Here is a 13,352-nt window from a genome sequence, read left to right as displayed (position 1 = left end):
TCACTCGCAATGACGACATTGAAGCCACGCACCAAAGTCATAAACTATATAATAATTTAGGATAAAAATAAGGAAACAAATATGGGTGTTAAAATTATAGTGCCGTCTCTCGGTGAATCGGTAACAGAAGCTACTATTGCCAAATGGTATAAGAAAGAGGGCGACGCTGTTAAAACCGATGAATTATTATTGGAAATTGAAACTGAGAAAGTAACATTAGAAGTTAATTCCCCGTGCAATGGTACTATAGGTAAAATAATAAAAGCTGACGGAGCAAATGTTGCAGTTGGTGAAGAAATAGGCGATATAAATGAGGGGGAAGCTGTAGCAACAAATAGTAACGAAGCAGCAAAACCTCAAACAGCTTCCCAGCCTGTTCCAGAAAAAGTACCAGAAAAGCCAGCAGTTGCTAATAATACCCTTGCTCCATCTGTGCAGAAATTAGTTACTGAAAATAAGCTTGATCCAAATAATATAAAAGGAACAGGCAAAGATGGTAGAATTACCAAAGGCGATGTATTAGAGACTATGAACGCTCCTATTCCTGCCACTACTCCTACCACTTCTTCAGCTAAAACTAGTGAAGAAAGAGTAGAGCGTGTGCGTATGTCACGTTTGCGTAAAACCATTGCACAGCGTTTAAAAGACTCGCAAAATACAGCTGCTATTTTGACTACCTTTAATGAAATTGATATGTCAAAAGTGATAGCTCTGCGTGGTAAGTATAAAGATGAGTTTGAGAAAAAGCACGGCGTAAAGCTTGGCTTTATGTCATTCTTTGTTAGAGCAACTATCGAAGCGTTAAAGCTTATTCCGTCAGTAAATGCTGAGATAGATGGTGATGATTTAGTATATAAAAATTATTACGATATAGGTGTAGCAGTTGGAACAGAGCAAGGTCTTGTCGTACCGGTTGTTAGAGATGCTGACAAAATGGGATTTGCTGATATTGAAAAGACAATAGGGGGACTCGCTAAAAAAGCAAGAGATGGTAAGCTTTCTATGGCTGATTTATCAGGTGGCACATTCTCGATTTCTAATGGTGGTGTATATGGTTCGCTTTTATCTACTCCTATTATTAATCCGCCTCAATCTGGTATTTTAGGACTACATAAAACTGAGGAAAGAGTAGTGGCTATAGATGGTAAAATTGAAATACGTCCGATGATGTATATAGCTCTATCATACGATCACCGCATAATTGATGGAAAGGAAGCTGTTTCATTCTTAGTAAAAATTAAAGAGCTAATAGAAAGTCCTGAAAAGCTACTGCTAAACTTATAGTTTGCTTGGAGTTATAATTAATGATAAAATGTACTCGTCGTATTGAGTTCGATGCAGGGCATAGAATTATCGGTCATAAAAATAAATGTCAATATCTGCACGGTCATCGTTATGTTCTCGAGATAACTATAGCAGCAAAAAATACTGATGAACTTGGTATGGTAGTGGATTTTGGCTTGATTAAAGATTTAGCTAAAGGCTGGGTTGATAAAAATTTTGACCATAGCCTAATCTTGCATCAGGATGATAAAGAAATCAGGCAGAAAATTGAAAGTCACACAGGTCAGAAAGTATATTATTTAAAGAATAATCCGACGGCAGAAAATATTGCTCTGCATTTAAAAAATGAGATTTTCCCTAAGCTTTTTGAAAGTCAAAAATTCTTTGTTACTAGCATAAAACTATTCGAGACACCTAATTGCTTTGTTGAGGTCTAAGCATGCAGGATTATGCCTTGATCTTAACTACGACTAATGATTTACAAATTGCTGAAAAAATAGCCTTTCTATTATTAGAGCTAGATCTTGCTGCTTGCATACAAATTGATGATGTGAAAAGTTACTTTAAATGGGAAAAAAAAGTAAACTTTGAAAAAGAATACAGAATTATAATTAAAGCAAAATCTTCTAATTATAAAAAGATTGAAAATAAAATCCTTGAAGTTCATAATTATGAATTACCACAAATAATAAAAATAAATATTGACTGCGGTCTTCAAAAATACTTAGAATGGATTAATCAAAATAGCAAGTAAACCTATGGTTGAATAATTTAAATCGAAAAATAAAGTAAGTATACGTGGAGTAAAAAATGAAATTATGGCAAAAAGTTACCTTAGGTCTAATCTTCGGTATTATATTCGGTATTTACCTACCGCAATATGTTGATTATATTAAGCCAGTCGGTGACATATTTTTACGTTTGATAAAAATGATCATTGCACCACTAATTTTCTTTAGCTTGGTTTCAGGCATTACTAGTATGAATGATACTTCTGCACTTGGCAGGGTAGGCATGAAAGCGGTAGTAGCCTTTTTAGGAACTACTTTTTTTGCTACGGTTTTTGGTCTTGCTGTTGCTGCAATATTGAAACCTGGCGTAGGCATGCATATAGATTTTTCTCCTTCTGGCTCTGGCAAGGTTGAGAGAACATCCTTTAATATAATAGATTTCTTTGTAAATATAGTACCTGATAATGCTGTCGGTGCTTTTGCAAATGGTGATGTTTTGCAAGTAGTATTTTTTGCCGTCTTTGTTGGTATTACCTTAAATAAAATGAAAGCAGCAGCAGAACCTATTACTGATTTAGTACATTTAATGTCAAAATTAGTACTAAAAATGATATCTTTTGTTATTCAATTATCACCTTATGGTGCTTTTGCTTTAACAGCTTGGATTATAGGCACGCAAGGTATAGAAGTAATGATAAGCCTTTCAAAGCTTGTTATAGCAGTTGTTGTGGCAATGACATTTCAATATCTAGTATTCGGTTTGCTTATATATATATTTTGTCGTGTATCTCCTATACCTTTTTATAAGAAAAGCTTTGAGTATCAAATACTTGCTTTTTCTACCTCAAGTAGCAAAGCAACTCTTTCAACTACTATGCAAGTTTGTCGTGAGAAACTTGGGATCTCAGAGTCTAGTACCTCGTTTGTATTGCCGATAGGTGCTTCAATTAATATGGATGGGTTTGCTATAAATTTATCGCTTACTACTATCTTTTTTGCTCAAATGATGGGCGTAACGCTTGCTCCGCATGATTATTTAGTGATTATCTTAACCTCAACCCTTGGCTCAATTGGCGGTGCTGGTATTCCTGGAGCTTCGTTAATCATGCTGCCTATGGTGCTTTCATCTGTACATTTACCGATTGAGGGTGTAGCAATTATTGCCGGAATAGATAGAATTCTTGATATGTTACGCACTACCATTAATATAACAGGTGATGCAACAATTACTATGCTTGTTGATAATAGCGAAGGGACATTAGATAAAGAGGTTTACTTGTCATAAATTTAGCTCAATTCTAATGCTGCCTCTTCTAAAGTTTTTAGTTGATCACGAAGTTTTGCTGCTTGTTCAAATTCAAGATTGCTTGCAGCTTTAAGTATTTCTTTTCTTAGTTTATCAATATGAGCTTTTAGCTTAGCTGGATTTTCAAATAAATTATGCGTTTGTTTTTTATCAAGCTTACTATCTACTTTCTCAAGCTCTGCTAAAGCATGGATAGTACGGTTGATGGTTTTTGGAATTATGCCATATTTTTCGTTATGTTCTTGCTGAATTGTCCGTCTACGCATCGTTTCGCTAATAGCTTTGTCAATGGACTTAGTCATTTTATCGGCATAGAGAATAACTCTTCCCTCGCTATTTCTTGCAGCTCTACCAATTGTTTGTATCAGCGATACTTCCGAATGCAAAAACCCTTCTTTGTCAGCATCAAGTATGGCAACTAAACCGCATTCGGGAATGTCTAAACCCTCACGTAGCAAGTTAATTCCGACTAAAATATCAATTGTTCCTTGCCTTAAATCCCTTAATATTTCGATACGCTCTAATGTATGAACGTTAGAATGCAAATAAGAGGTTTTATATTTAAGTTCCTGTAAATAATTGGTTAAATCTTCTGCCATTTTTTTGGTAAGAGTTGTAACTAACACACGGAAACCTTTGGCAATCGTGCTTTGGATTTCGCCTACTAAATCCTCAACCTGATTAGTAGCAGGCTTAATAATACATTCTGGATCAAGCAGCCCAGTAGGTCTAATTATTAACTCTACAACTTCGCCGCCAGTTTCATTTAACTCAAAAGGTGATGGAGTTGCTGATACGAAAACAGTTTGCGGTCTAAAATTCTCCCATTCTTCAAATTTTAGTGGTCTGTTATCAAGAGCTGACGGTAGACGAAATCCATGCTCTACCAGCACTTCTTTCCTTGCTCTATCACCGTTATACATAGCTCTAATTTGCGGTACGGATACGTGGCTTTCATCAACAAATAATAACGCATCTTTTGGGAGATATTCAAATAAAGTGGGTGGTGGCTCTCCAGCTTTACGACCTGTGAAAAAGCGGGAGTAATTTTCTACACCTTTACAGCTGCCTGTTTCGGTTAGCATTTCAAGATCGTATTGAGTGCGTTGATTGATCCTTTGTGTTTCCAGTAATTTGTCTTGCGATTTTAAGAATGCAATACGTTTTTGCAATTCCTCTTCAATTTCCGATATTGCTTTATTTACTGTTTCTTTTGGCATTACGAAATGAGAATTACCATATATTATAGCTTTATCAAGTTTAGCAAGCTTTTCACCGGTTAGCGGATCGAATTCGTGAATATACTCAAGTTCGTTACCGAAAAATGACAAACGCCAAGCCTTATCGCTATAGTGTGATGGAAAAACATCAACATTATCCCCCTTAACCCGAAAGCAACCACGTTCAAAACCAATATCATTACGCTCATATTGTAAATTCACTAAATCATTAAGTAGCTTATCACGAGGGTAGCTTTTACCAGGCTCTAAATTGACTGTCATTTGATAGTATAAATCCGGCGAACCAAGACCATAAATGCAAGAAACAGAGGACACGACTATAACATCACGTCGCTCTAATAACGATCTTGTAGCTGAGTGCCTCATTAAGTCAATCTGCTCGTTAATTGAGGAGTCTTTTTCTATAAAAACATCGGTTTTCGGGATATAAGCTTCTGGTTGGTAATAATCATAATATGAGACAAAATATTCAACTGCATTTTTGGGAAAAATCGATTTCATTTCGGAATAAATTTGTGCAGCTAGTGTTTTATTATGTGCCATAATAAGCGTCGGTCGGTTGGTTCTTTCTATGATATTTGCCATAGTAAAGGTTTTACCTGAGCCTGTAATACCAAGTAACATCTGCGAACGCTTTTTGTTGTTTAAGCCTTTGATAATTTCATCAATTGCTTTTGGCTGATCACCCGCTGGTTTATAATCTGATATAATAGAAAAGTTACTCATCGCTTTTTTCTTGCTTTAATAATTATAGTTTAAGATAATATATTAAAATTAAATAAAAGAGTACAACATTATGAATAAAGCTATATTACACGCTATTATTATTTATACCCTTGCTGGTTGTCCCTATTGCATGAAAGCTAAAGCACTACTTGATAAAAAAGAAGTTGCTTATGAAGAAATCGAAGTTCAAAACTCTCAAGATCCAAACGTAGCAGAATTAAGAAAGAAGTTAAATAATCCTGATAGATTAACATTTCCGCAGATATTTATAGATAATATGCATATAGGTGGTTGTGATGATTTATATGATCTTGACAAAGAGGGAAGATTAGATAAGTTGCTAGAAGGACAGCCGAAGAAAGATTCAGCTGCTGCCGGTGCTTAAAACCTATCGTCATTGCGAGGAGAGGCGTAGCGTCGACTCTACTGCACCGATCATTTATGTCATTCCCGCGTAGGCGGGAATCCAGAAAAATAAACATAAAAGCAGCAAGTTTCTAAAGCTAAAAGCTCGCTTTGTCTCGCTTTATGCTGGATCCCCGCCTTTAGCTATGGATGACATTGTACTTGCTTTTTAAGCCATGCAACAAAGCCTGTAGGCGGGAATCCAGAAAAAAATAAAACTATAGCAATAAAAATGTATTGGGTATATATATTGTGTTCCGATCGCAATGGTACTTTATATATTGGTGTTACTAATAATATATTGCGTCGTGCTTATGAACATAAGCAAAAAGTGATTAAAAGATTTACATCAAAATATAATATTATAAAACTTGTTTATACAGAAGAATTTGCTGATATCAAAGAAGCTCTTGCTAGAGAAAAAGCTTTAAAAAAATGGAATCGTAGCTGGAAAATAAAATTGATAGAAAGTATTAATCCTAAATGGAACGATTTAGGCGAATGTATTTCTGGATTCCCGCCTACGCGGGAATGACATAAAAGTCATGAAACACTGCTGGACAAGCTCGCGAGATGACAAGAACAAAACTAATCCACGTAACAATACATCAAACAATGCCTAATCAAAATCAACATAAAAATTCATTCTATTCACTTCTGCCTTATTTATGGTCGAAAGAGTTTAACATACGCTTGCGGATTGTTACTTCGCTTATTTGTTTGTTGCTTGCTAAAGTAATAAATATTTTCGTACCAATAGTTTATAAATACGTAATAGATGGCTTGAATAAAAATCTAGCCATTTCGGTTATTATCGGCATGATTATGGTATATGGTGGGACTAAAATATTTGTTCAGATATTTAATGAGTTACGCAATATTATTTTCTCTAAAGTAGGGCATCAGGCAACTAGGCTTATTGCTCTTAATGTCTTTAAACATATGCATAATTTAAGCATGCGTTTTCATATTACACGAAAAACCGGCGGCTTAAGTAGGTCAATAGAGCGTGGCACTAAAGGCATAGAAGCGGTGCTGCGTTATTCACTATTTAATATTCTTCCGACAAGTGTAGAAATCATACTTGTAAGCGGGATATTATGGTATGTATATGGCATTTGGTTTTCTTTCACTATTTTAGTAACCATGTCAATTTACGTTCTGTACACTTTTCTAATTAGTACCTGGCGGATTTCGTTTGCACGAGAGATGAATCAAAGCGACAATACCGCAAATAATAGGGCAATCGATAGCCTGCTGAATTTTGAGACTGTTAAATATTTTAGTAATGAGGAATATGAAGCCTCTAAATTTAATGAGGCACTACAAATTTATGAAAAATCAGCAACGAAGACAACTAATAGCCTATCCATTTTAAATATAGGGCAGGATGTTATAATATCCCTTGGGCTTGTCGCTCTTATGATACTATCGGCGACTAAAATAAATCAAGGTAAAATGACTGTCGGCGATTTAATCATGGTTAATACTTATCTTTTCCAGCTATCAATCCCACTTTCAATACTTGGATTTGCTTATAGGGAAATTAAGAATGCCTTAGTTGGTATGGAAGATATGTTTAATCTTTTAGACATACCAGAAGAAGTAGAGGATGCTAAAGACGCTAAAGAGCTTACTATATTAAAAGGCGAAGTCGCTTTTAAAGAGGTGAATTTTGCTTATAATCAAGAACGTCCAATTTTACATAATATCAGCTTTACTATAGATAGTGGTAAGACGCTTGCGATAGTCGGGAGTAGCGGGGCCGGTAAGTCAACCATCTCACGTTTGCTTTTTAGGTTTTATGATATTAATAGTGGCAGTATTACTATAGACGGGCAGGACATAAGAAAGGTCACGCAAAGCTCGCTTCGCAAAGCTATTGGAATCGTGCCGCAAGATACTGTCTTGTTCAATGATACGATATATTACAATATCGCTTATGGTGATAATTCGGCTAGCTATGATGAGGTTATAGCTGCTTCAAAGAACGCCCATATTCATGAGTTTATTACTAGCCTGCCGGAGGGGTATGAAACCCAAGTAGGTGAGCGTGGTTTAAAGCTTTCAGGCGGCGAGAAACAACGCATTGCCATAGCAAGGACGTTACTCAAAAATCCATCTATATATGTGTTTGATGAAGCAACAAGCTCACTTGATACTAAAACTGAAAAGCTAATTCAGGCAAGTCTTAAAGAAATATCAGAGCATTATACCACCTTAATTATTGCTCATCGTTTATCAACAATAATCGACGCTGATGAGATTATTGTTTTAGATAATGGCTATATAGTCGAGCGTGGCAACCATAAAACCTTGCTGAAACAAAAAGGCTATTATGCAGAACTATGGTATAAACAGCAGGAAGAAGAGCTAAATAATAACTAATACTGTCATCCCGTGACTTGATCGCGGGATCCAGCTTAAAATACTAAAATTATTAGTATTAAAAGTTGTTTTTCTGGATACCGTGGACAAGCCACGGGATGACAGGAGAAAATGATCCACGCAGGCAAAGCCTCACGCAGGAATGACATAAAGGGTGCAACAACCTAGTTCCCAAGCCACAGTATGACAGAAGCAGAAATTACATTCAACCTATAAACTTATTGACTTTTTAATAGTCATATATAGAATCGTAACCGGAATAGTTAATGCTATTCTGGGACTTCAAAAATCCAAACTTAAGATGGACAGTATCAACCATAAAATGATACAAACCTCGGCTTCTATGGTCGGGGTGATAATAGTCATGTTCAAGGTTTAAGGTGTAAACCTTAAACCTAAAAGCTATTATGACTGATCTTAGGCAGTTTTTTGAACGCCCCGACCACCAAAATTATATAGTTTGGTGGTTTTAATTAATCGGGAGTCATCAAATGTCAAATCAAAACAGAAAATCTACTTATGAGATCGTATTAGACTTTACTGAAAAAGAAGTAAATAAGCTAAGAGACGAAATTGCATATTTATTAGAAAACCCCGCAACAGAAGAAGATATTGAAAGAATAGAACAACGTTTAGAGGAACTTGAAAAAATGCTTTATAGTGTTGTATAGTTATTGTTATGTCATCCTTGCTTAAGGTTTGTTTGTATAGGTCGAAAAGCATCCTCGGTGTCATTCCCGTGGCGGCTTTGTTGCGTGGATCGAGGGGCGTCATTGCGAGCGACTGTAAGGAGCGTGGCAATCCAGAAAAAATAATAAAAATGCTAAAAGTTAGCATTTTTCAACTGGATTGCTTCGTCAAAACTTACAGTTTTTCCTCGCAATGACGACTCTCGATCCATGTGGCAAATCTTACAAATCCTTACAATGACGTATTTTTATATAGGCTATCACCTTGTCCCTTAAAATTAAGTTATTCCTTATTACAATAATCAGCAGTATAATATTATACTTTGCTATTCCTCCTACTCCTCTGCTTGAAAAGGTGAGTTTCTCGCAAAGAGTATTTGATAGAAATGGCGAATTAATGCGTATCTCGCTTTCTAAAGATGATAAATATCGGATATTTACTCCGCTTGGTGAAGTACCGCAAAGCTTTATAGAAGCAGTTTTATTATATGAGGATAAGCATTTTTATAAACATTTCGGTATTAATCCCAGCTCTTTAATCAAAGCTTTTTACTCTACTTATCTAAAAAATAATCGTAAAATAGGCGGCTCTACTATAACAATGCAGGTAGCTCGTCTAAAATATGGGATAAATTCCTCTACTACTTTTTGGTAAAATTTATCAAATTATCAAAGCTATTCATATAGAATTACATTATTCAAAAGATGAGATTTTAACGGCTTATCTAAATTTAGTACCTTATGGTGGTAATATTGAAGGGATATCGGCGAGTAGCTATATTTATTTTAATCGTGACCTAAAAAGTTTAAACTTAATTGATATATTAAGTTTAGCTGTTATCCCGCAAAATCCGCTGAAACGAGGTGGTAATAATCTAAATATTTTAGAGATGCAAAAATATTTATTTACTAAATGGCTAGAAACTCATCCGCAAGATATTATTTATAAAGAATTGATAAATTTACCTATTAAGTTTAGTCAAAGTAAAAACCTACCTTTTATTGCACCACATTTTACTTTAGATATATTAGCAAATAATGATAGTCCAGTAATTTATACCACTATTGATAAAAGCCTACAGACTATTTTAGAAAAGCAGGTGCAGCTATATGTTAATGATCAGAAAAAATACGGCATAAATAATGCTGCTGTTATGCTTGTTGATTTTACCACAATGGAGGTGCTTGCAAGTGTTGGCTCTAGCAATTTTTTTAATAACGATATTTGCGGGCAGATTAATGGTGTTAAAAGCTCTCGGTCTCCTGGTTCTAGCTTAAAGCCTTTTGTATATGCACTTAGTTTTGATCAATCATTAATACACCCATTAACCTTGCTAAAAGATACTCCTACTTACTATGATAATTATAAACCAGAAAATTTTGATAGTAGATTTGCTGGTGGTTTAAGTGCTAGAGAGTCATTAATAAAAAGCCGTAATGTACCCGTTATATTCCTAGCATCTAAATTAAAGAATCCGAATTTTTATGAATTCTTACAACAAACTAAAATCAGTAACTTAAGAAAACCTGAAACTTATGGCTTGTCTATAGTACTTGGCACTGTAGAAGTTACGCTTGAAGAACTTATTACTCTTTATGCTATGCTGGCTAATTTGGGGGTTTACGAGCCAGTTAGGAAAGTGCTATCCGAGGCTACGTCATTGCGAGGAGAGGCAAAGCCTCGACGCGGCAATCTAGAACAAGTTAACTTAGAAAATAGATTGCCACGCTCCGAGCAAATGCTCGCAATGACTTTATCACCTGAAGCAAGTTACTTAACGCTTGATATTATCAAAGATACTACAAGACCGCTTAATTATAATACAAAAATAAATATACCGGTTTATTGGAAAACGGGAACTTCCAGCTCGTTTAGAGATGGGGTTAGTGTTGGAATATTTGGGAAATATGTACTTGCTGTTTGGGTTGGAGATTTTAAAGGTCAAACTCATGGATCATTTACTGGTAATGGTTCTGCTGCACCTTTATTTTTTAATATTATAGAATCAATAATTGATCCAAATAAAGACAAAGATTTAATAGTTGCCAAGATAAATGATTTAAATATTACTAAGGTAAAAGTTTGTGCTGATACGGGTGATCTTGATAATGATATGTGTCCGGTAAAAACCGAGACCTTATTTATTAAAGGTAAATCGCCGATAAAACAATCAGGCATTTATAGAAAAATGTTGATAGATTTAAAAACTGGTATGCCGGCTTGTAATTTTATCGAAGGACAGACAGAATATAAAATCGTAAATTTATGGCCAACTGATGTATTATCGGTTTACCAAAAAGCCGGTATACATATATTACCAAAGCCTGTGCCAGCGAATTATTGTAATAGTTTGATAAATTGGTATCATCAGAAACCTAAAATTACGCATCCGTTAAAAAATTCCATATACTCAATCAAAAATAGTGATAATATAATTTTAAACGCAATTGGTGATAATAAAACTAATAATATTTTCTGGTTTGTTAATAATGAACTAATAGCAGTTGCTAAGCCAAATGAAGCAGTAAAGTGGAAAGCAAAAATTGGCGAGTTTGTTATTAGAGCCATTAATGATAGTGGTCAAAGTGATAGCGTAAAAATTTATATCAAATATTAAATGGTAACTTCAATGTCAAAAACAATAGAAGTCATAATAGAAAGCGAAAGTGAGGATGAAGAAGAGTATTTTGAACCTTTATCAGATGATGTTCATAATTTTAATTTTTTAAAAGAACAAGCTTTAAAGCTTCTTCCTGAAGTTAATTATTTACTTAAAAAAGCAGGTAAAGAAAATGTTATAGTAATAGGACCGTCTGATAGTGGTAGGGTTGATGTTTTAAAAACTCTAGCTAATGAAAATTCTGAACAATTCAGTTCGCAATATGCATCAAACATAAATTTACCAAAAGGTTTAAAAGTTAATGATAAAGTACTTTGGGAATGTTCTAATAAAATAAAGACTAATACAACTGATAAAGAGTCTATTCTTCAAGCACTAGTTAATAGATTTTTCTTAAAAAATATATTGCAAAATTCAGATAAAGTAGGGTTTATTGTAGTAGCACCACAAAAAACAACAGTTAATGAAACTGTTGAGAACTTTATTGCAATTATAGACGATTTTATAGATATATTCCATGAAGCAAATCGTGAAAATTTAAAAGAAAATGTTACATTCGTAGTAACAAAATTTAATAAAAATACCCAAGAATCATTTGTACAATTATTAGAAAATCAAGAAGTTATATTAGAATATTTTCCGCAATTATTTGAAGATTTATATTATTTATATGCTTCTAACACACAAAATGAAGAGATAACTTTAAAATTAGAAAATATTAACAACAGTGAGAAAAAAATAAATATAAAGAAATTAAATTCACTTTTTACAATAGATCATGATAATGCAGCTCATTTACAATTAGTACAAAATTTATATGATAGTAGAGAGTCAAATATATCTAGAATATATGATGTTATTAGATTAATTTTTACGGAAAAAGGCTTTAATATATATACAACGCTTGATTGCTCAAAATTTTGTGATCCGTTTAAGTATAGTAATTTTATTCAACCATTTTCCAAAAAATTAAATTATCCAGCTTTGGAAACAAATCCATCTCATTTTCCAGGATTACAGCAATTATTTGAACTTGAAGAAGTTTTAAATCAACAAGATAATGATAAACTACCGACAGGGCTTAAAGTTTTAAGTATTTTAAAAAAATTTGTTAATGATAAAGCAATACATGATAAAATGGAGGATTATTATTATGTATTAGATCAGCAAATTAGAGAAGTACTATTTTTCAAAGAAGCATTAAATTCTAATAAATCTTATAAATTAGAAATCTGTAAGTCATTTATAAAAGATAATTATCTTTCTTCCATAAAAAATATTCAGCCTCAAGATAATAAACCTATAGAATATTATAGAGAAGCCATAAAATGGCTGAATAGATATAATGAACCTAAAGAAATTGAAAAAACTAAAGCTACATGTTACTTAAAAATCGCTAATCTTCTTAGTAAAGCAGAAAATTATGAGGAAGCATTGGTTAATTATCATTATGCTCTTAAATATAATGAGAATTGTAAAACAATATATAATGAAATGGCTGATATATTACATAAATTAGGAAAAAAACAAGCATCTGTTGAATTTTATAAACCCAATAACAAGTTTTTTCACATATTAAAAACCTTAGATAGTATTTCAAATGATGATATTGATAATGTAACTCCATATCGTCAAAAAGGAGATTATCTAATTTCTCAAAAACAAGATGAAGAGGCTGCATATCAATATATTTTAGCCCTGAGCGTAGAGTCTACGCCTTGTAAAAAACAGAATATGTTATTTAAGGTAGTAAGTGCCTTAGAGGGAACTTTAAGTGTCGAACCAAATCCTACATATATTTCTGTAGATATGAGAGAAAAATATATGCCAGAAGTAATAGGTAAGTATCCTGAAATAATATAGTATATACGCAGCTAGTATAAGCTTCAAGATCGATTCCTCTTTTCCAAATAAAACTTGTCTACCAATTCTTTATTTGTCAGAAGTATACCATAATTCAA

12 protein-coding genes are annotated in these 13,352 nt (G+C 33.7%); 11 read left to right on the top strand and 1 reads right to left on the bottom strand.

What is annotated here, in order from left to right; translation table 11 throughout:
• The first annotated feature begins 81 nt into the window (after window positions 1–81).
• From odhB to AAHF54_RS05775, 4 genes are read left to right on the top strand one after another with little or no spacing between them, the layout of a single operon-like run.
• Window positions 82–1,284, top strand: coding sequence for a 2-oxoglutarate dehydrogenase complex dihydrolipoyllysine-residue succinyltransferase (gene odhB / locus AAHF54_RS05790; RefSeq protein ID WP_341788326.1), 1,203 nt, complete (start codon window positions 82–84; stop codon window positions 1,282–1,284).
• A 20-nt stretch (window positions 1,285–1,304) separates the two neighbouring features.
• Complete coding sequence (locus tag AAHF54_RS05785; RefSeq protein ID WP_342169925.1) at window positions 1,305–1,721, top strand: 6-pyruvoyl tetrahydropterin synthase family protein; 417 nt, start codon at window positions 1,305–1,307, stop codon at window positions 1,719–1,721.
• Between the two features lie 2 nt (window positions 1,722–1,723).
• Window positions 1,724–2,038 (top strand): divalent-cation tolerance protein CutA, encoded by a 315-nt coding sequence (gene cutA, locus AAHF54_RS05780; RefSeq protein WP_341788324.1) that lies wholly within the window; start codon window positions 1,724–1,726, stop codon window positions 2,036–2,038.
• Window positions 2,039–2,094: 56 nt separating this feature from the next.
• Entirely contained in the window at window positions 2,095–3,300 is a 1,206-nt protein-coding gene (locus AAHF54_RS05775; RefSeq protein ID WP_341788323.1) for a dicarboxylate/amino acid:cation symporter, read from the top strand.
• Between the two features lie 2 nt (window positions 3,301–3,302).
• Here AAHF54_RS05775 and uvrB read toward each other — a convergent pair whose 3' ends face one another.
• On the bottom strand, window positions 3,303–5,288 hold the full coding sequence (gene uvrB / locus AAHF54_RS05770) for an excinuclease ABC subunit UvrB (RefSeq protein WP_342169924.1): 1,986 nt from the start codon (window positions 5,286–5,288) through the stop codon (window positions 3,303–3,305).
• A 70-nt stretch (window positions 5,289–5,358) separates the two neighbouring features.
• Here uvrB and grxC point away from each other — a divergent pair, with 70 nt between their 5' ends.
• From grxC to AAHF54_RS05740, 7 genes are all read left to right on the top strand, one after another.
• Window positions 5,359–5,673: a glutaredoxin 3 gene (gene grxC / locus AAHF54_RS05765; RefSeq protein ID WP_341788321.1), complete on the top strand. Its 315-nt coding sequence runs from the start codon at window positions 5,359–5,361 to the stop codon at window positions 5,671–5,673.
• Between the two features lie 252 nt (window positions 5,674–5,925).
• Window positions 5,926–6,228 carry a GIY-YIG nuclease family protein gene (locus AAHF54_RS05760; RefSeq protein ID WP_341788320.1) on the top strand — a complete coding sequence of 101 codons (303 nt, stop codon included), beginning with the start codon at window positions 5,926–5,928 and terminating at the stop codon, window positions 6,226–6,228.
• Between the two features lie 80 nt (window positions 6,229–6,308).
• Complete coding sequence (locus AAHF54_RS05755; RefSeq protein WP_341789240.1) at window positions 6,309–8,081, top strand: ABC transporter ATP-binding protein/permease; 1,773 nt, start codon at window positions 6,309–6,311, stop codon at window positions 8,079–8,081.
• Between the two features lie 491 nt (window positions 8,082–8,572).
• Entirely contained in the window at window positions 8,573–8,752 is a 180-nt protein-coding gene (locus AAHF54_RS05750) for a hypothetical protein (RefSeq protein WP_342169923.1), read from the top strand.
• Window positions 8,753–9,035: 283 nt separating this feature from the next.
• Window positions 9,036–9,425, top strand: a complete 390-nt coding sequence (locus AAHF54_RS07505; protein WP_410525911.1) for a transglycosylase domain-containing protein — start codon at window positions 9,036–9,038, stop codon at window positions 9,423–9,425.
• Window positions 9,403–11,388, top strand: a complete 1,986-nt coding sequence (pbpC, locus tag AAHF54_RS05745; protein WP_410526177.1) for a penicillin-binding protein 1C — start codon at window positions 9,403–9,405, stop codon at window positions 11,386–11,388. Before AAHF54_RS07505 ends, pbpC begins: the two co-directional genes overlap by 23 nt.
• Before the next feature lie 12 nt (window positions 11,389–11,400).
• Window positions 11,401–13,254: a hypothetical protein gene (locus AAHF54_RS05740; RefSeq protein ID WP_342169922.1), complete on the top strand. Its 1,854-nt coding sequence runs from the start codon at window positions 11,401–11,403 to the stop codon at window positions 13,252–13,254.
• Window positions 13,255–13,352 lie beyond the last annotated feature (98 nt).

This window comes from Rickettsia endosymbiont of Seladonia tumulorum (assembly GCF_964030815.1).
Taxonomy (GTDB): Bacteria; Pseudomonadota; Alphaproteobacteria; order Rickettsiales; family Rickettsiaceae; genus Rickettsia.
Note: the sequence above shows the minus strand (reverse complement) of the source record. Positions and strands in the feature narration are given on the sequence as shown.